Below are 18,302 nucleotides of genomic sequence, written 5' to 3'. Positions count from 1 at the left end.
AAATAGTGATGATTTTAGATAACGCTCGAATTCACCATGCCAAACTCATTCAGCCATTTTTAAAAGAACACGAAGATCGGTTAGAGCTCGTCTTTTTGCCACCATACAGTCCGCAATTGAACTTGATTGAAGGGCTATGGAAATGGCTGAAATCAGACGTGATTTACAACGTGTTCTATTCGAGTGTGCAAGAAATTAGAAAGAATGTCCAAGCCTTTATTCAGCGAATCAACCAGAAACCAGAACAAACGATCGATCGTTTGTGTGTTCAGTTGTAAATCTTTAATTCAACTTATATAACTCGATCAGCAAAAAAAGTAACCAGCTTCATCCGTTAGTTTTAGGGAAGTGGTTACTTCTTTTGGTTTAGTTTATATAGTGATAATTAATGTTCACATTCCAATGATGCCTATTCCTTAAGTAACTTATTTAGCTTCTTATCGAACGTATATACCTCGTACCCCTTCACTTTATTATAGGCGTATAAAAGAGTATCAACAAAGTCTAGCCGTCTTTCTTTAAAGAGAATGAGCGCTTCTTCTAATATTTCCATATCATCCACGTCGATATTATCGTACTTAAACAGCTCTAAAAGAGTATCACATATCTCGTCATTCTTTACTCTGTACACTTTTTCAAGAACATAAACAACTTCAACTACTACCTCATTCGGCAATAACACCTTGTTATTTTCAATAATCATTGCTGCTTTCGCTGACAAATCATCATGATCATTAAGCAAATATCTTAGGACAATGTTTGCATCAACGATTTTCATATTTATCCACCACGTTTTTAGACCAAGCATCGCTTTCTTGATTTTGCAAAAACTCATTTTTGTACTTTGATAGAGCTCCCCTCAAGCTCTTTTTTTTCCCTTGTTCTATATCTTCTTGATCTGTATAAGGAAGGATAATAATCTCTACTTTCCTATTCTTTAATCCTTCAGGTATATCTATAAACTTTTCCAAATCATTACTGTGTTTTATTACCCGTACAAAATCCATGCTTTTTCACTCCTTTCAATTAAGGCGGGGCTTATTAAACATATTATACCATTTCACTATGTACGATAACATGAAAATTCGCTTTAATTCTGACAATTCCCCCTGCTTCTAAGAACCTTCTCCTCACACAATATCCTCTCCTTGCTCTTTTTCATCCAATCATTTTTATGACGCCATTCACGGTCTTGTGAATGTGGCGGCCGTCTTCATCGTATTGGTACGTCACAAACGGCGTGCTTTCGCCTTTTTGAGGGATAGCGACAAGCTGGTCGGCTTCGTTCCATTCATATTGGTACTCACCGTCCTTAGTCCGGTTGCCGTTCGCATCGTACGTGATCGTTTCATCGCCGAAACGAACCAACTATAACAATCAAAGACAAAGCCACTACAATGATTCTGGTTAATAAACTAGTTCTAATTGGTTTTTATTGATGAATCAACACGCTGAACTTGCTCAATACTTGTCGCTTTGAACCATGCAAACGATTAAACAATGATTTCACTACTTATGCGATACATGTAATATAAACCATATACAATACTAATCAACGAAACGGCTTTAATGGTGAATTGATAAACCATTTGTTTACTTTTAATCCAAATAAATGGCAAGCCAAGAAATGTCGTAAATAGCATCATTCCCATAATCGTTCCGACGCCGAATATCAATATAAATAGTACTGCTTGCAACCGTGTATCGACAGTCGTTAACGCCAAAAGCACCATTCCGGCGCTACCGGCTAACCCGTGAACAATACCAATCACTGTCGATTTCAAATGAAGATGGCTTATGCTTACTTCCTTTTGACTAGAAATAACATTCGATGACCGAAAACTCGTAATCCCTAAAACGACGATCATCACTCCGACGGCTAGTTCCAGCCACATCGCTGCGGTTTCCGGTATTTGTTGTTCCAGCCCGATCACGATCATTCCTACGACAAATAATGTTGCTGTGTGGCCAATTCCCCAAAAAATCCCTGCGAGCGACGAAAACGAAAGCTTCTTCGTCCGACTTGCAATGGTTGATACAGCAATGACATGGTCCGGCTCTGTGGCATGTTTGATACCTAAAATAAATCCAAAAAGCAATGTCGGAAATACGGTGGTCACTAATGTTTATCCTCCCTCTAGAAATGTTGATATATCAAGGTTCATTGGCATCTTAGGGGTGCCAGAAAAAATTTTTTCGACAAAACTCATCACATACTTTTTCATTTTTGTTGATATCTAACAAACCATAGGTACGCTTCGCGACCACTGGTTATTTTTGTATGTTAAAACCAATGGAAAATACATATGCGATGCACCTTGGATCTCTGCATTGCTGATGAGGACGAACCCTCCCATGTCTCTGGGCATCCTTGTGCCAACATTCCTTCGTTCGGTCTCTTCACCAGGCAGAGGCCGGCTAAGCTCCCTTAGGGACTCTCGGTCGAATGGATGAAATCGTGCCAGCTTCTCCGTGTCATCTGGTTGTTCAAACAAGATGTATTTCCAAAAGGGATGGCTCTAAGCTGCGTGGGCTTGAGTATGAGTATGGGAGATATCCCGTATCATTCGTTCCCCATCAAATGCTTGTTGTTTCACACAAACGGCATAGAGAATTTTCAATAACTTTCCACACAACACAACGATCGATTGTTTCTTACGCAACGGGTTGATGGGACGTGTCGTATAGTATTCATGCAAAGCGCGAAACGCTTCGTTATGACGAATGAGAGGCATCATCACCCGAAAGAGGAGGGCGCGTAGCCGTTTTCGTCCTCTTTTCGAAATACGCTTTTGTCCCTTGTGCTGCCCAGATGAGTTTTCTTTCAAAGTTAAGCCCGCTAATTTCATGAGTTGTCGCGGATCTTGGTACTGATAAACACTCCCGATTTCCGACAATAGTTCCACAATTGTCGCATCGCCAAGCCCTGGGATCGTTTGAAGCCATTCATACTCCACCGTCGTTTGTGCAAGGGCGATTAACTGTTCCGTGAGCGCTGCGATTTCTTGTTCCAATTGACGATATCGGCGGACCAACGTGGCGATTTCGATACGGGCCATCTGTTGTCCTTGAGTGATGCCAATCGACTGACGGGAAACCTCTAACAGCTTTTGAATTTTCGGTTTTTGCGGACATTTGAGCCCTTCACTTTGTCGATATTGCTCGATCAACTCCTCGACCGTCTGATCAGCGATTTCATTCGGAAATGGTGTTTTTTCCAATACAGCCAAAGCGATTTTTCCGAATGATGGAAATACTTGCGAAAATTCAGGAAAGTAACGATCTGTCCATCGAATCATTTGATTATGAACAGCATTGCGTTCCGTGATCAAGGATTCCCGAAACGTACTTCCTGCCCGCAATTCTGCTTCCACTTCGTGGAGAATACGTGGGTAGCTGAAACGCCCATCTTTGACTAGTTTCGCAATGATTCGGGCGTCTTTTGCATCATGTTTCGTTGGCAAGTTGTCATCGAGTTCTTTTGATCGTTTCACGTGCATCGGATTGACCATTACCAATGGGATCCCTTTTTCCTCGAGGAAATAGGCGAGGTTCAACCAGTAATGCCCGGTCGGCTCGATGCCAACGATGACTTCGGTTTTGCCAAACACTTTTTTCGCTTCTTCGATGGATGCGTAAAATTGTTCGAATCCGATTCGAGATTGAAGGACGGGAAACGGCTTTTTCAGTTCCCTACCACGCTCATCCACCATTGCTGCATAATGTTTGTGCTTCGCGATATCCATGCCAATGACTAATGTTTGTTCGGTGACTTGTTCAATCTTGAGATTTCGTGTACAATTCACTGTATAGTCCTCCTTGGTTTGATGATAGGTGATTGTTGGTACCCCTGCATCATACCAAGAGGGCTTTTTTCTTTCAAGTCCCCGAAAACCTTTCTGACAGGAATGCTCTCTTTTTTTTTGTCAATATGTTAGATGAAAAAAGGTAAAATTTGATTGATTTATCAAAAATAGAAGAATGGAGTGATAGGAAACATGGAAATACTAGTCACTATATGTTTCGAAGCAATAGGCGCATTGTTAGATTTTTTGTTTTTAGGTCAGTTTAGTTGCCTCACTGCAAAACGAAAATTAAAACATCTGCAAAAAATAGGAATGATTGCACTGCAAAAAACGTTCGATCGAAACAAGATAAAACATATGTTAAAAGATCCTAGCATCACTACATATTTATTTTCAAAAACACACTTCAAAAAACTTATTCATGACAAAGACATGCAAAAACAATTTCATGAAGCGATACATAAATATGTATAAATCACCCATAGGCAAATATGGTCGATTATGTTTTTTCTTTGTATAAAGATGCTGTGCTAATTAATATAACTCCCGCCAGTAAAAATGAAACGTATGCAACAAGCGACGACGTTCCTTGGTTTTTCACCCCGATGCCAACAAACGCCCAAACAAACACAAGTGGATACACGTAATCGCTTTGTCGGCGCATGAAAAGAAGGGCTAAAGCTGTTGCAACAAGTAACATCGCAATCGCCCAGAATGCATCAGATAATCCGAATCCGTTCCAGCCGTTGTATTTTAAAACAAAGGAAATGTTGGCGATCGTCGCAACACTGATCCAGCCTAAATAAATAGAAAATGGAAACATGTCAAAAAAACGTGGATTCGTACGTTTGATCACTGTATATAACGAGATCAGCGTAAAAAGAAGAGAAAGCATCACAATAACCGAAAAGAAAAAATATTCATAATGCCACACAACAATCCATAACGCATTCAATATACAGCTAATAACAAAAGGGACGAGCGCTTGGCGATACATAGGCAAGTCGCGTCGAGAAAGAGGAACTTGTCTTAAAATCCAAATTGCCAGTAAGATGTAAATGAGACCCCAAATCGAAAATACATACCCTGCCGGAGTAAATAAGACGTCCGCTTTTCGCGATATTTCCCCTGTCGTCTGACCATTTAACGGAAGCCGTTCGGCAATGATATTCACAATAACCATAACAACGTATGCAATCATATAAATAACAAATCGTCCCATCATCATCCCCCCATCTCTCCTTTTCTTATTTATACTATTCCTCTCATGTGGACACGATAACCGTTTGAAACAAAAAGAGACGGCTTTGTGTACCGTCTCCTATTCCTCATGCCAAATATCCTTCAATGTCCACGCATCGATAGAAAGGACAGTCACGTCCTCACCTTCTGCAAATAATTCGATTCCTTGGCTCGTTTCGGATGGATAAATTCTTCCCGTCATCACAAGTCGACCGTCGTTGACAAATAGTTCGACCGATGAGCGATCGATAAAGAAATGAAACGTAATAACATCTCCTAACTGTCCATCTAGCACCGCTCGACGAATGCCGCCCTCTCCTTGTCCAGAACGGTTTCTATCAAACGTCAACGTACAACCTTTCACATCATAGCAGAAAATCGTTTCTTCGCTTCCATCTTCCGCACAGCGTATTTTCACACCAAATGCGCTCCCTTGAAAATCGGCTAACGAAAAGCGGACGAGCAACTCTAAACGGTCGCCTTTCACAGGCAACGCATATGCACCTTCTTGGACTGAAATCGATTCCATCCGCACGTGCTCTTCGCGTAATAACTGCAATTCCGGCACCGGCTTCATTAGTAATTTCTCATCATCGGCTAATTCCAACAGGCGCGGAATCGTTAACGCCCCTGCCCAACCATGTGCTTGCGTCGGCATAAAAGACTCCCACATGTCCATCCAACCGAACAAAATGCGTCGTCCTTTTTCATCTTCAAACGTTTGCGCGGCATAAAAATCAAATCCTTTATCGAGTTCTTCAAACGCTCCGTGCACGAGTTTTCCCGTTTCATAGTCAAGCGTTCCGACAACGTAGCCTGTTTGATGAAGATTTTGAAAACGATCGCCTTCTGGCTCAATCCCTTGCGGTGAAAATAACAAAATATCTTTGCCGTTCAAACGAAAAACATCTGGACACTCCCACATATAGCCCAAACTACCATCACTTTGCGCAATGATATTGACATATTCCCAATGACGCAAATCTCCCGACTTATACAAAACGACTTTTCCATTGTTCCCTTCACGCGTCCCAAGCACCATATACCAATCATCACCGTGTTTCCACACTTTCGGATCGCGAATATGCCCTTGGCAGTCAAATGGCGGCTCGGAAAGTATAGGATTGGATGGGTCTTTTTCAAAATGGATGCCATCTTTGCTTGTGGCAATACATTGGTATTGTTTCAGTTCCGTTTGCTCCTCGTTCAGCCAAACATTTCCCGTGTAAATAAGTGTGAGCACTCCACCGTCATTTACTGCACTCCCCGAGAAACAACCGCCTTCATCGTACCATTCGCTCGGCGCAAGCGCAATCGGTGCACGTTTCCAATGCACAAGATCTTTACTTTTCACATGCCCCCAATGCATCGGTCCCCACTTTGGACTATCAGGATGGAACTGATAAAACACATGGTACTCCCCGTTCCATTGAATGAGCCCATTCGGGTCGTTCATCCAGTTTACCGGCGCCATAATATGGTATGCTAAGCGATACGTGCTGTCCATTTTTTCTTTTGGCTGTTGTACTCGTCTTTCTGCTTCATAAATGTGCTTCGTATGTTTCGACATACATTTTCCCCTTCCTTTTTGTTTATATATCAGAAAATGAAAAAATATCATGTGTAGAGAACTGTATATTTGGAAACAAAGTTGAGACAAAATGATCGTTTTGCGTATCATATACTTCTTCTAGTTGCAAACGATCGTTATAAAGGACATATTTTTCAATCGTCTGATGCTGATAATCAACAATCCAATATTCCTTTACCCCTGCTTTTTCATAGTAATAACGCTTTAATAATCGGTCGTTTCTTGCAGTGCTTGGAGAAAGAACTTCGACAACAAGGTCTGGGGCGCCATAACAACGTTTATTGCGCAGTTTCTCTTTCTCACAAACAACTGAGATGTCCGGTAACACCGTGACATTTTCTTTTCCTTTTTGTTCATCTTGGAAAAGAAGTACGACTTGCAAATTGCTTCCAAACACAAAACAATGGCTACCTTTTAACGCGAATGTGATTTCCCCAATTACATTCGCTACAACCCCCTCATGTTCGTATGAGGCTGGAGCCATGAGCACAGGAACACCTTCGTACAACTCCATTCGTCGTTCTCCGACAAGCTCAAAAAACTCTGCAAGCGTATACAGCTGTTTTTCTTCACGCTCACTCATCTATCTCACCTTCACTCGTTTTGTTCGTTTCTACTCATCCATTGTTCCATATGATGCACAGCGATGCCAGCAAAGCTTTTTGTTCGTGCGTAGCGCTTCTGAACAATCGCCAATTGCTCGTTCATATACGTCTCATCTTCTTCAAAAAACGAAACGTCATCCCCTTCATCAACTCGTCCTGTTTCAACCCCTACAACAATTTGCTTTCCGTATTTTTTAGCTATTTGCATTTCTTTTTTTACAATGTTAATGACATCTCTTGCTTGGTCGCGATATGCCATCATTGTCACACCGTCTGTATTCGCAATCACCCATTCCGCTAAATTTCCATTTCCATATTGTACCTTATCAAACCAAAATGGCATATCTACTTCAAACCGTAGCGATCGTTCTTTCGCAAACTCACGTGCACGCCGTAACACCGTTTGATACGAAGCGATTGCCCCATTTTGATTTGTCTCCCACCATGCGTGCAAGTACGGCTCAACGTCTAAGTGTACACCGAAAAACTTTTCATTCTTCTCAGCAACGCTTTCATACTTAGTCAACCATTGAAATAAGCGTTCCATTCCTTCCCCACTCTCAATCCAATTTGGCGCCCCATCGAGCGCATACACACGAATACCTTTTTCGGTTGCACGCCGGACAAATTGACGATACGTATCAATCGGAATTTCTTCATCGATTTGCACGTATACATCGCTCACTTGTTTTTCTTGTAAAAAAGAGAAAACGCGATCTTCGTCTTTCACAAATAACCATGGGTTCCAAAGCCATGTTGCACGCACCGGCTGTCTTTCTTGTGCGAACAAATATACTCCCCCCACAACAAGTGCGAATAAAAATGCGATGATGCCAACAATTTTTTTCATTGATATCCCTTCCCATTACCTAATTATCTTTATTTTACTACGTCTTGTATAGAAAAGAGAATGACAAAACGACTTTTTTCACATGATATATAAAAAAGCGGGGATGAAAAATGAACGTACTTTTCTTATTTTTGTCTTTGTTGCTCATCACGACAACACCTGTTCACCGAATACATGACGATATTGTTTGGAACGTGCCGACAAATGAAAAAATGGTCGCCATTACATTTGACGACGGGCCAGACATATTATACACTCCTGACATTTTAACGATTTTAAAACAGTATGACGCCAAAGCTACTTTTTTCGTCGTTGGATTTCGTGCTGAAAAATATCCAGATATCATTAAGCGACAAATGAACGAAGGGCATGAAATTGCCAATCATACGTATAAACATCTCGATTTTCGCGGCAAGTCTAAGCAAACGATTGAGGAAGAAATAAAAAAAAGCGAAGATGTGTTATATGACATTACCGGAAAACGCCCAACGTTATTTCGTCCCCCACTTGGCTACTACAACAAGCAGATCATAGATATCGCCAAACAACGAGGCTATACTGTTGTCATGTGGTCAAAACATCAAGACACATATGACTGGCAAAACCCTGGGACAAGACGAATTGTCCGCCGTGTCATTGAACATATTGAACCTGGACAAATTATTTTGTTTCACGATCACGGAAGCGGTAGCCGAAAACAAACTGTTCAAGCATTAAAAGAAATTTTACCGATTTTAAAAGAAAAAGGATATACATTTGTCACTGTCTCTGAGCTGTTAAAACATCATCCAAACTATCGTGATTTAAATTTGTAGCTCCTTCCATCTAAGCATATGTTTTGCTTTCTCATACACTCCATTTCATAATAAAAGGGAAAAATATTGGAAAGGAGCATGAGGATGAAAAGTTTACAAGATGCCGCGACGTTACATAACGGCGTTCGTATGCCTTGGCTTGGCTTAGGAGTTTACAAGGTGGAAGAAGGAGATGAAGTGAAACGAGCTGTTCGGACAGCGCTTGAAGTCGGCTACCGCCACGTAGATACCGCCGCGTTTTATCAAAACGAAGAAGGAGTCGGGCAAGCGATTCGCGAGTCGGGCATTCCTCGCGACCAAATTTTTGTCACAACAAAAGTATGGAATTCAGATCAAGGATACGAATCAACATTAAAAGCGTTTCATACGAGCCTAAAAAAACTCGGCTTTGATTATATTGATTTGTACTTAGTCCACTGGCCGGTGAAAGGAAAATATAAAGAAACGTATAAAGCACTTGAAAAATTGTATAAAGACGGGTTTGTTCGGGCGATCGGAGTGAGCAACTTCCAAATTCATCATTTAGAAGATATTCTTGCTGATTGTGAAATAAAACCGATGGTAAACCAAGTCGAATTCCATCCTCGTTTAACACAAAAGCCGCTTCTTGCATTTTGTAAACAGCACCATATTCAATTAGAAGCGTGGTCACCACTTATGCGCGGCGGCGAGTTGTTAAACGAACCAACACTTATTAACATTGCACAAAAATACGAGAAAACACCAGCTCAAGTCATTTTACGTTGGGATTTACAACATGAAGTCGTCACAATTCCAAAGTCTGTAACACCTGAACGAATTGCTCAAAACGCAAACATTTTTGACTTTACTCTAACAAAAGAAGAAATGGATGCGATTGACGCGCTAAACGAAAACCGCCGCATCGGTCCAGATCCGGATAACTTTGACTTTTAACATACATAAACCCGAACAGCGTCCGCATTAGGCGAACACCGTTCGGGTTTTTTCTTTTCTCATCCCTAAAGGAACGTATATGCAAAACGGTTCACTTTCCATGTAATCACCTGTGACTGCATAGGCTCGAGCACGGGACCCGCCACAAACGTAGCGAAACTCACAAATGCCGCATTTTCCTTTATATAAATCCGGCTGGCGCAACTGTTTCATCACTTCCGATTCACGATAAATATGCGATAACGGCTGCTCGCGCACGTTGCCACATACGATCGGAAGCAAGCCGCTTGGCATGACATCTCCTGTATGTGAAACGAAAACAAAACCGTTGCCGTCATTGACGCCTTTTGGCGCTCGTTTTAATCCATCAATCATCGAAGCATGATCGGTCGTAATCGCATGCTCATAACGAATATCCCCTGCTTCAATTCGTTTTTCGCGCATTTTTTGTTGAATGACAACACGGCGATAATGTTGTGCTGCTGTCGTTTTTATATCATACGGTGCTGTTTTGCTTAACTCATACAACCAACGGAACACTCGTTCATGTTCTTCCGGGCTAATGCAATCGACCATTTGTCCACGGCCGGTCGGCACGAGTAAAAAAATGTACCACATTACTGCCTTTAACTCTGCAACTAAGTTCGCCATTTGTTCTAAATGATCGTAGTTATAACGCGAAATCACTGTATTAATTTGTAATGGCATATGTAGCTCATTTAAATAACGAATGTTTTCAATCGTTAAATCAAACGAACCCGATGTACCGCGAAATCGATCATGAATGTCAGCTGTCGGTCCATCTAAACTAAACGCCCAGCGCGACAGCCCAATCTCTTTTGCCTTTTTCATTTTTTCTTTCGTCACATTTGGTGTCGCACTCGGTGTAATCGAAACGCGCATTCCTTTTTTGATCGCATATTCGGCCAAGTCGAACAAATCTTCGCGCATCATACAGTCTCCACCTGTAAACACAAGCATCGGATTGTTCATCTCATATATGTCGTCGATAAGACGAAGCCCTTCTTCGTACGTCAACTCACGCGGATCTGGGATAGGTTGGGCATCTGCGCGACAATGTACACATTTTAACTGACACGCTCTCGTCACTTCCCAAATGACGATAAACGGATTCTCGTTATAATCTATCGCACGCGCATGTTCATGCATATTTCATCACCAGCTTTTCGTGTTATTTTTCACATTCATTATAGACTTATTTTTTCATCATGCGTTCGTGCGTTTTTGACGACTTTTTAAACAAAAAATCTCCACAAAAATCGTGGAGATTACGCAAAATAAACAATATAAATAACTGCCGCAAGCACGATACGATAAATGGCAAATGGCACAAGGCGGACACGGTTGATTAAACGTAAGAAAAAGCGAATAGCAATTAACGCGAAAATAAACGCGCTAATAAAACCAACGATGAAAAACGGTAGCGCATCTAACGTAATGTACTCCCAGTTTTTCAATAACGAAATGGCGCTTGCCCCTGCCATAATCGGTACGGCCATAATAAATGTAAAATCTGCTGCGGCACGATGGCTCATTCCGACAAGTACGCCACCTGAAATGGTCGACCCCGAACGAGAAAACCCTGGCCAAAGGGATAAGCATTGTACAAGTCCGACAATAAACGCTTGTTTATACGTCATGTCATCTACTGTTTGCGCCACCGTCCGTTTCCCGAAACGGTCTGCTGCGATCATCAACAACGCTCCAAGCACGAGCCCAATGAGCACCGTTTCCGTCGAAAACAAATGTTCATCGATATAGTCTTCAAATAAAACACCTAACACCCCAGCAGGTAAAAGACCGATAAAAATATGCATAAGTGTCAACCGCGGTCCTTTTCTCACTTCGCCTTTTCGTAAATAAAGCAATTCGAAAAATTTATCTTTAAACACCACAACAGCAGCTAAAACAGAACCGAGCTGAATGACGACTTTAAACGTATTCGCCCCATATTTCCCCAAAAACTCACTCGATTTTAGCCACATATCATCAACAATAATCATATGACCTGTCGATGAAACAGGCGCAAACTCCGTCATCCCTTCGACAAGCCCTAAAATGAGCGCCTTAATTAATTCAATGATATGCATTCATGTCCATCCTTTCTTGATTGGTGAAATATGTATAACTTCTTTCCATGACCTACTCTATTGTACTACAATGCTTTCATTTCTACTACTCGTACATACAAAAGATGGCGAAGATAAAATTTTCAAATAATTATATAACAGCTATTGATTTTTTATTTCTGTTATAATACAATATAAACAACAAAAACAACATGCGAAAGGAGTTTTATTTATGGATATGTACACTAAGGCTTATCAAAGATATGTAGAAAAATGCAATGAGTTTGGTATTGAAGCCATTGATTTAATCGAATTCATTCGCAATTTAACAACTGAACAAGTAAAGCATATGCTGCAACATTAAAGGATTGGAGTGAAACGATGAACGGAAATGCGGATGTGAACGTATAAATCCCCCATTTTATTCTGCAAACAGAATGAAATGGGGGATTTTTATAATTTTTAAATAAAAATATCTTTTTTACTTTACTATTAAATATTAATTTAGTATAATTCTAATATGATAATTATAATCACTATCATATGAACTGCTAGCATCATGTTTCATTTATATGTAGGGAAGGAGAATAAAAGAATGGAAAACAAATGCCCGTTCCATGGAAGTGTGACGAGTCATGCTTCAAACAAAACAACAAACAAAGACTGGTGGCCGAATCAACTAAACTTAAGCATTCTTCATCAACACGACCGAAAAACGAATCCCCATGACGAAACGTTCGATTATGCAGAGGAATTTCAAACACTTGACTATTGGGCGTTAAAGGAAGATTTGCGTCAACTGATGACGACAAGTCAGGATTGGTGGCCTGCAGACTATGGTCATTATGGACCGTTGTTTATCCGCATGGCTTGGCATTCTGCAGGAACGTACCGCATCGGCGACGGACGAGGCGGCGCTTCAACAGGTACGCAACGGTTCGCCCCATTAAACAGTTGGCCAGACAACGCGAATCTAGATAAAGCACGGCGGCTATTGTGGCCGATTAAACAAAAATACGGCAATAAAATTTCTTGGGCGGACTTAATCGTGTTAGCTGGCAACGTGGCGATTGAGTCCATGGGTGGAAAAACGATCGGTTTTGGCGCTGGCAGAGAGGATGTGTGGCATCCGGAAGAAGACATTTATTGGGGAGCGGAAAAAGAATGGCTCGCCTCGGAACGGTATACAGGCGACCGCGAATTAGAGAATCCGCTTGCCGCCGTTCAAATGGGCCTTATTTATGTCAACCCAGAAGGTCCTGATGGCAACCCAGATCCACTCGCGGCGGCACGTGACATTCGCGAGACGTTTAAACGAATGGGAATGAACGACGAAGAAACAGTAGCACTTATCGCAGGCGGCCATACGTTTGGGAAGGCGCATGGGGCTGGAGATGCGTCGCATGTCGGCCCTGATCCAGAATCTGCTCCAATCGAAGCACAAGGATTAGGATGGCTTAGCTCGTATGGAAAAGGAAAAGGTCGTGATACGATTACAAGTGGTCTGGAAGGCGCTTGGACACCGACGCCTACCCAATGGGATAACAGCTATTTACAGTTGCTTTTTGAATACGAATGGAAGTTGACGAAAAGCCCAGCTGGTGCGTATCAATGGGAAGCAGTAAATATAAAAGAGGAACATTTGGCCCCTGATGTAGAAGATGCCAATGTGAAAGTGCCACCTATGATGTTGACAACCGATTTAGCGCTGCGCTTTGACCCGATATATGAAAAAATTGCCCGACGCTTTTATGAACATCCAGAAGAATTTGCCGATGCGTTTGCTCGTGCTTGGTTTAAACTTATTCATCGCGACATGGGGCCAAAAACGAGATATCTCGGTCCGGAAGTACCAAAAGAAGATTTCATTTGGCAAGATCCGATTCCAGAAGCAACGTATGAATTAACGGATGCAGAAATCGAAGACATCAAAACAAAAATTTTGCATTCAGGGTTAACGATTAGCGAACTTGTGAAAACCGCTTGGGCATCCGCTAGCACGTTCCGTAACTCCGATAAGCGTGGCGGAGCGAACGGTGCACGCATTCGGCTTGCGCCACAAAAAGATTGGGAAGTGAACGAACCAGAGCGACTTGCGAAAGTGCTTGCCGTTTACGAAGACATTCAACGAACGCTCCCTAAAAAAGTAAGCATCGCTGATTTAATCGTACTTGGTGGCAGTGCAGCAGTCGAGAAAGCAGCCCGCGATGCTGGCTTTGACGTTAACGTACCATTTATGCCTGGACGAGGAGACGCAACAGAGGAACAAACAGATGTGGAAAGCTTTGCAGTATTAGAACCGTTCGCGGACGGATTCCGCAATTATGAAAAGAAAAAATATCGCGTCGGGCCTGAGGAACTGCTTGTCGATAAAGCCCAACTGCTCGGCTTGACTGCTCCAGAGATGACCGTATTAGTTGGCGGGTTACGCGTATTAGGGGCAACGTATCGAGATCTCCCTCACGGCGTATTCACGGATCGTATCGGCGTGCTAACAAACGATTTCTTTGTCCATCTTGTCAATATGAATTATGAATGGATACCGAGGGAAGACGGCTTGTATGACATTCGCGACCGGAAAACGAAGGCTGTTCGTTGGACCGCCACTCGTGTGGATTTAATTTTCGGCTCAAACTCGATCCTTCGCTCCTACGCTGAATTTTACGCCCAAGACGACAACAAAGAAAAATTTGTCCGCGACTTTATTCATGCTTGGGTGAAAGTGATGAACGCCGACCGGTTCGACCTTCGGAAAAAAACAAAAACATCGGTTACGATTTAAAGGAGAAAAAGCAGGTGGACGATCGTCTCCCCTGCTTTTTTACCTCCCATAAATAACGATCCCGTCACGCTCAATTTGCGGTGCGATCTCTTTATTCAATGAATCAAAAAACAAATACATCGAACGAATAAATGACAACAATTTCATCAATCGCATCGATGACTTTCTATTTTTTCTTTCCTGTACAATCGACGCATAAATCAATATCGGAGTTGTAACGCGCCGTCCCTTTTGCCCGCGAACCGAATAAAATAACTCGTTGGATCTCTTCTTCACTTTGAAAATATGCCATTAAGCGCTCAAATAAATTTTTGCTAATTCCATATGTTATCACGATCGATCACTTCTTCTTTTATTTTTTGCAACAGCGCTTCAATCATATGTGCTAATAACTTCAGGATTATCAGTCGGTTCGAACCATTCAGCAAAATGTTCATTCACCCATTTACTCAATTCATCCTCTTTATGGAAACTATTTAGTTTTCCGCGATCAATACTGATGATATGGCCATTTTCCGCATGTTGAACTAAAGCTTTCCAGAAGAAAAGAGCGATGTCAAAAGAATAATACCGTTTATAAGCTTCGATGAAAACATTTGTATCAATCACAAACTTACGATTAGAGCTCATACAAATCTCCCGCTATCGCCATATTCAGCAAACTTATCGAAAGTGGTTCCGGATAGCCCTGTCAATCGATAAGCTTCACGGTAAAGGAGTGCTCCTTCCTTTGCAGCTCGTATCACTGCTTCGGCAAAACGGCGACCAATGCGCATATTTTGAATAGCATAAAAGCTACTCCCACCGTCCGTTTTTGTTTCTTCCACTTCTTGTCGAAGTCGCTTGATTAATCTTTTGCCTCACCACTATTCTGCTCTTCAAGAAGCTGTTCTTCACGATCGAATAATCCATCCAAGTTTATTTTGGATAGTCTCATGAAATTCTCCTTTCAATGAAAAACAAAGTTACGAACCATTTACTTTTTCTTCCTTTTTGTTCTGCAATCTGCTCGTGCGAACTTGCTCGAAATACTGTGTGAAATCGGACTCCCCCGAATAAGACAAACATAAGTATTCTTTCGCCCTTGTCATGCCGATATACAATAACGATACTTCCCGTTCACGGTCTTCTTCGAGTGCAAATGGCATGTTGTCAACATTGACAATAAACACCGCTTGAAAATCAAGTCCTTTACTACTCTCAATTGTGCTAATTTTAACGGTTTCTTCATCACGGGAAAATTTCCGCTTTGTTGTTTCATCTTCCGCGAGCCAATAATAAGGGATTTGCTCTTTTTCCAACGTCCGCTTAATGACATCGATGATGTTTTGTTTATGCGTTCGTTTCACTCGATACAAAATAAGCATTTCCGAATACGGCACGTTTCTCTCTTCACGCAATCGTTTCATTTGCTTCGCAACAAATTTCATTTCTTCCCCAAAGTTCTCTGCTTTTACAATTGCCGGCTCTGGCCCTTTCCGCCGTGTACTTTGTGGGGCGATAATTTCCCCTTCAAACTCGCGTTGAGCCACTTTATTGCTTAGTACCGAATGCTCACGATAAAAATCCCATGCAAATTTCACAATTTGTGCCGTATTTCGATAATTAATCGTCAACACCTTGGAACGTCCTTGAAAACTTAATCCCGTATCTTGCACATACGATCGTTTTCGTTTATAAATTGTTTGCGCTCGATCTTCTACAAGAAGAAGCGATTGTGTTGCTGGATTTAATAATTTACTAATCAACGCCAACCAGTCGGAAGAAAAATCTTGTCCTTCATCAACTAAAATAGCATCATACATTGGCAAAATGGCTTCTTTTTTATCTATTTTCTCTAATATATACGGAATTTGTTGTTCTGATATTTTTAAATCATGTTTTAACCATTCATGAAAGTTACGGACAATAATTTGATCGCCTACCGTTTTTGCCATCCCATCTTTTTTCGTAAAGTCAAAATCAAATAACGAATCAGGTTCATGTAACATATGGTGGAGCATTTGTCGAATCCCTTGCGCAAGCGAAATATTATAGCACAAAATTAAAATTTTCCAATCGGGATGTTGTTTCGCCAACAGCTTCGCTCGACTAGCTAAAATAAGCGTCTTTCCGCTTCCTGCGACTCCACGAATCAAACGGTTTTTATCTCCCAGCTGCTTTGCGAGATTTTCTTGATGCAGATCCATCGCTTTAATGTCATGAAGAGATAAAAGCACTTGATCTTGATATGGCATTGGCGGACGAAACTCCGCACTGATGCGCACCTCTGGAAAAAGATGATAACGAATCGCATCAATCTCCTCTTTTGTCAACGACGTTCGCAATCGATACGGAACGACAAACATATTGCATATTTTTTCAAACAACACTTCTTCGCTAAACGTTTCTTTGTCCGGATCAATTTCATCACGCAACAGACAAAAATTCGGATCAACAACCGGATACAACTGCTTTTTCACTAGATCTTTTTGCGAAATTCGCGTAAACACAACTCCATAACCATAAGGAAATTTCAACTGAAATTGATATTTCCCTTCTAAATGAACTAAATTTTTATCTTTTTTTAACGCATTCACAATGTGAAACGCATTATCTCTCGCTTGCTTAAACGGGCTTTTTACCGTCGCCTGCTCACCGGCGCTACTTACAATCGTCCATTCATCATTATTCAAATGAATCAATGTCGATAATGTATAATCTTTTACCTCAAGCACAACAAGCCCCAAATCAGGTCCAATAATTACAAAATCCGGACGTTTTCCTCGAATCTCCGGTTCATAATAGACAATATAGTCATCTGGTAAATATGTTTTTAACGTTCGAAACAGCAATCGCTCCCCCGCCGTCGCACTCGAACGAATCGTTTCCGGAATCATGTACGCCATCTAAACCAGCTCCAGTGGAAAATAGGATTTTTGTACCATTATAACATAAAATAAGGAATTGGGGATGAAGATTGGGTGAGATATTGGAAAAATGGTAGATCTGTTTGGATAGCCTATATACATGCACTTTAAAGTGATAACTTCTGTATGAACACCCTTTTCCATGGTTATACTGCTCCTAAATACCCACGTATAAAAGGAGCGGAAATGACATGAAACGTCTTAAAATTACAAATGATCACGGTTGGACACCTCGAACCCTTCGGAAACAAGAACGGAAAATCAAAGATGCTTCTCTTCGTATTCGGGTGACTGCCGTTCGCCTCGTCATGGAAGGGTTTCTTGGAAAAGATGTCGCAAAAATGGTCAATCTGTGCCGTCAATCCGTTGCCATCTACGTTGCACGTTTTAATGAAGGTGGGCTCGATCATTTACTCGATCGCCGCTTGCCACCTGGTCGCTTGCCATTTCTTACGGAAGAACAACAACAGGAGATCAGACAACTGATATTAACTACCACCCCTGTGGATGTCGGCTGGGGCATTTCTTCGTCATGGAACACACGTATATTGCAATCTTACATCCAACAAACCTATGGCGTTTCGATGTCACGAGAAGGCATTCGCAAGTTATTGCATCGTCTTCGTTTGTCATGGACACGCCCGACCTATAAGCTCGTCAAAGGCGATCCAGTGCTTCAAGCAGCCTTTGAAAAAGA

The 18,302-nt window shown here is 41.6% G+C and carries 18 protein-coding genes and 2 pseudogenes; 6 read left to right on the top strand and 14 right to left on the bottom strand.

Translation table 11 applies throughout. From position 1 onward, the window contains the following. On the top strand, nucleotides 1–278 hold a 278-nt coding region (locus tag LH47_RS11205), incomplete at its 5' end, for an IS630 family transposase (RefSeq protein ID WP_043967549.1). 131 nt (nucleotides 279–409) lie between these two features. On the opposite strand, the gene LH47_RS11200 is transcribed toward LH47_RS11205, so the two are convergent. The 9 genes and pseudogenes from LH47_RS11200 to LH47_RS11155 form a co-directional block, all read right to left on the bottom strand. Next, nucleotides 410–778: a PIN domain-containing protein gene (locus tag LH47_RS11200; protein ID WP_043967543.1), complete on the bottom strand. Its 369-nt coding sequence runs from the start codon at nucleotides 776–778 to the stop codon at nucleotides 410–412. Further along, nucleotides 765–1,007, bottom strand: a complete 243-nt coding sequence (locus tag LH47_RS11195) for a hypothetical protein (protein WP_043967541.1) — start codon at nucleotides 1,005–1,007, stop codon at nucleotides 765–767. Before LH47_RS11195 ends, LH47_RS11200 begins: the two co-directional genes overlap by 14 nt. Nucleotides 1,008–1,173: 166 nt before the next feature. Continuing rightward, nucleotides 1,174–1,368: pseudogene (locus tag LH47_RS11190) on the bottom strand (RHS repeat domain-containing protein); the annotation flags it as partial. Between the two features lie 125 nt (nucleotides 1,369–1,493). Beyond that, nucleotides 1,494–2,120, bottom strand: coding sequence for an urease accessory protein UreH (locus LH47_RS11185; RefSeq protein ID WP_043967537.1), 627 nt, complete (start codon nucleotides 2,118–2,120; stop codon nucleotides 1,494–1,496). 399 nt (nucleotides 2,121–2,519) lie between these two features. Then, nucleotides 2,520–3,806: an IS110 family RNA-guided transposase gene (locus tag LH47_RS11180; protein ID WP_043967535.1), complete on the bottom strand. Its 1,287-nt coding sequence runs from the start codon at nucleotides 3,804–3,806 to the stop codon at nucleotides 2,520–2,522. A gap of 499 nt (nucleotides 3,807–4,305) precedes the next feature. Next, nucleotides 4,306–5,028, bottom strand: coding sequence for a TspO/MBR family protein (locus LH47_RS11170; protein WP_043967530.1), 723 nt, complete (start codon nucleotides 5,026–5,028; stop codon nucleotides 4,306–4,308). A 99-nt stretch (nucleotides 5,029–5,127) separates the two neighbouring features. Further along, complete coding sequence (locus tag LH47_RS11165; RefSeq protein ID WP_043967528.1) at nucleotides 5,128–6,618, bottom strand: glycoside hydrolase family 32 protein; 1,491 nt, start codon at nucleotides 6,616–6,618, stop codon at nucleotides 5,128–5,130. A 22-nt stretch (nucleotides 6,619–6,640) separates the two neighbouring features. Beyond that, entirely contained in the window at nucleotides 6,641–7,222 is a 582-nt protein-coding gene (locus LH47_RS11160) for a Uma2 family endonuclease (protein ID WP_043967525.1), read from the bottom strand. An 11-nt stretch (nucleotides 7,223–7,233) separates the two neighbouring features. Next, the gene (locus tag LH47_RS11155) at nucleotides 7,234–8,094 is read right to left on the bottom strand and encodes a hypothetical protein (protein ID WP_043967524.1); all 861 of its coding nucleotides are present in this window, start codon (nucleotides 8,092–8,094) and stop codon (nucleotides 7,234–7,236) included. Nucleotides 8,095–8,204: 110 nt separating this feature from the next. Between LH47_RS11155 and LH47_RS11150 the strand changes: the two genes are divergently transcribed. Both LH47_RS11150 and LH47_RS11145 read left to right on the top strand, forming a co-directional pair. After that, nucleotides 8,205–8,909 (top strand): polysaccharide deacetylase family protein, encoded by a 705-nt coding sequence (locus tag LH47_RS11150; RefSeq protein ID WP_043967521.1) that lies wholly within the window; start codon nucleotides 8,205–8,207, stop codon nucleotides 8,907–8,909. Between the two features lie 84 nt (nucleotides 8,910–8,993). Next, nucleotides 8,994–9,824 (top strand): aldo/keto reductase, encoded by an 831-nt coding sequence (locus LH47_RS11145; RefSeq protein ID WP_043967519.1) that lies wholly within the window; start codon nucleotides 8,994–8,996, stop codon nucleotides 9,822–9,824. Nucleotides 9,825–9,851: 27 nt separating this feature from the next. On the opposite strand, the gene LH47_RS11140 is transcribed toward LH47_RS11145, so the two are convergent. Next, nucleotides 9,852–10,994, bottom strand: a complete 1,143-nt coding sequence (locus tag LH47_RS11140) for a TIGR04053 family radical SAM/SPASM domain-containing protein (RefSeq protein ID WP_043967517.1) — start codon at nucleotides 10,992–10,994, stop codon at nucleotides 9,852–9,854. A gap of 119 nt (nucleotides 10,995–11,113) precedes the next feature. Continuing rightward, nucleotides 11,114–11,935 carry an undecaprenyl-diphosphate phosphatase gene (locus LH47_RS11135; protein ID WP_043967515.1) on the bottom strand — a complete coding sequence of 274 codons (822 nt, stop codon included), beginning with the start codon at nucleotides 11,933–11,935 and terminating at the stop codon, nucleotides 11,114–11,116. A 211-nt stretch (nucleotides 11,936–12,146) separates the two neighbouring features. Between LH47_RS11135 and LH47_RS17110 the strand changes: the two genes are divergently transcribed. Together LH47_RS17110 and katG are read left to right on the top strand one after the other, a co-directional pair. Beyond that, nucleotides 12,147–12,278 (top strand): hypothetical protein, encoded by a 132-nt coding sequence (locus LH47_RS17110; RefSeq protein ID WP_003395753.1) that lies wholly within the window; start codon nucleotides 12,147–12,149, stop codon nucleotides 12,276–12,278. Between the two features lie 231 nt (nucleotides 12,279–12,509). Beyond that, the gene (katG, locus tag LH47_RS11130) at nucleotides 12,510–14,696 is read left to right on the top strand and encodes a catalase/peroxidase HPI (RefSeq protein ID WP_043967512.1); all 2,187 of its coding nucleotides are present in this window, start codon (nucleotides 12,510–12,512) and stop codon (nucleotides 14,694–14,696) included. Between the two features lie 39 nt (nucleotides 14,697–14,735). On the opposite strand, the pseudogene LH47_RS11125 reads toward katG, so the two are convergent. From LH47_RS11125 to LH47_RS11110, 3 genes and pseudogenes are all read right to left on the bottom strand, one after another. Further along, nucleotides 14,736–15,030 (bottom strand): annotated as a pseudogene (locus LH47_RS11125) (nucleotidyltransferase domain-containing protein). Between the two features lie 38 nt (nucleotides 15,031–15,068). Further along, the gene (locus LH47_RS11120; protein ID WP_084221320.1) at nucleotides 15,069–15,326 is read right to left on the bottom strand and encodes a DUF4411 family protein; all 258 of its coding nucleotides are present in this window, start codon (nucleotides 15,324–15,326) and stop codon (nucleotides 15,069–15,071) included. A 335-nt stretch (nucleotides 15,327–15,661) separates the two neighbouring features. Continuing rightward, a complete protein-coding gene (locus tag LH47_RS11110; RefSeq protein WP_043967509.1) occupies nucleotides 15,662–17,584 on the bottom strand; it encodes a 3'-5' exonuclease in 1,923 nt (640 codons plus the stop codon). A 212-nt stretch (nucleotides 17,585–17,796) separates the two neighbouring features. Between LH47_RS11110 and LH47_RS11105 the strand changes: the two genes are divergently transcribed. Further along, on the top strand, nucleotides 17,797–18,302 hold a 506-nt coding region (locus tag LH47_RS11105; RefSeq protein ID WP_043967545.1), incomplete at its 3' end, for a helix-turn-helix domain-containing protein.

It is taken from the genome of Anoxybacillus thermarum (assembly GCF_000836725.1).
GTDB classification, from domain to species: domain Bacteria; phylum Bacillota; class Bacilli; order Bacillales; family Anoxybacillaceae; genus Anoxybacillus; species Anoxybacillus thermarum.
Note: the sequence above shows the minus strand (reverse complement) of the source record. Positions and strands in the feature narration are given on the sequence as shown.

Excerpts from the sequence above, each read along its gene's own strand:
- LH47_RS11135 (WP_043967515.1), bottom strand. The coding sequence starts at position 11,935 with ATGCATATCATTGAATTAATTAAGGCGCTCATTTTAGGGCTTGTCGAA.
- LH47_RS11145 (WP_043967519.1), top strand. The coding sequence starts at position 8,994 with ATGAAAAGTTTACAAGATGCCGCGACGTTACATAACGGCGTTCGTATG.
- LH47_RS11170 (WP_043967530.1), bottom strand. The coding sequence starts at position 5,028 with ATGGGACGATTTGTTATTTATATGATTGCATACGTTGTTATGGTTATT.
- LH47_RS11110 (WP_043967509.1), bottom strand. The coding sequence starts at position 17,584 with ATGGCGTACATGATTCCGGAAACGATTCGTTCGAGTGCGACGGCGGGG.
- LH47_RS11160 (WP_043967525.1), bottom strand. The coding sequence starts at position 7,222 with ATGAGTGAGCGTGAAGAAAAACAGCTGTATACGCTTGCAGAGTTTTTT.
- LH47_RS11200 (WP_043967543.1), bottom strand. The coding sequence starts at position 778 with ATGAAAATCGTTGATGCAAACATTGTCCTAAGATATTTGCTTAATGAT.
- LH47_RS17110 (WP_003395753.1), top strand. The coding sequence starts at position 12,147 with ATGGATATGTACACTAAGGCTTATCAAAGATATGTAGAAAAATGCAAT.
- LH47_RS11195 (WP_043967541.1), bottom strand. The coding sequence starts at position 1,007 with ATGGATTTTGTACGGGTAATAAAACACAGTAATGATTTGGAAAAGTTT.
- LH47_RS11165 (WP_043967528.1), bottom strand. The coding sequence starts at position 6,618 with ATGTCGAAACATACGAAGCACATTTATGAAGCAGAAAGACGAGTACAA.
- LH47_RS11155 (WP_043967524.1), bottom strand. The coding sequence starts at position 8,094 with ATGAAAAAAATTGTTGGCATCATCGCATTTTTATTCGCACTTGTTGTG.
- LH47_RS11150 (WP_043967521.1), top strand. The coding sequence starts at position 8,205 with ATGAACGTACTTTTCTTATTTTTGTCTTTGTTGCTCATCACGACAACA.
- katG (WP_043967512.1), top strand. The coding sequence starts at position 12,510 with ATGGAAAACAAATGCCCGTTCCATGGAAGTGTGACGAGTCATGCTTCA.
- LH47_RS11120 (WP_084221320.1), bottom strand. The coding sequence starts at position 15,326 with ATGAGCTCTAATCGTAAGTTTGTGATTGATACAAATGTTTTCATCGAA.
- LH47_RS11140 (WP_043967517.1), bottom strand. The coding sequence starts at position 10,994 with ATGCATGAACATGCGCGTGCGATAGATTATAACGAGAATCCGTTTATC.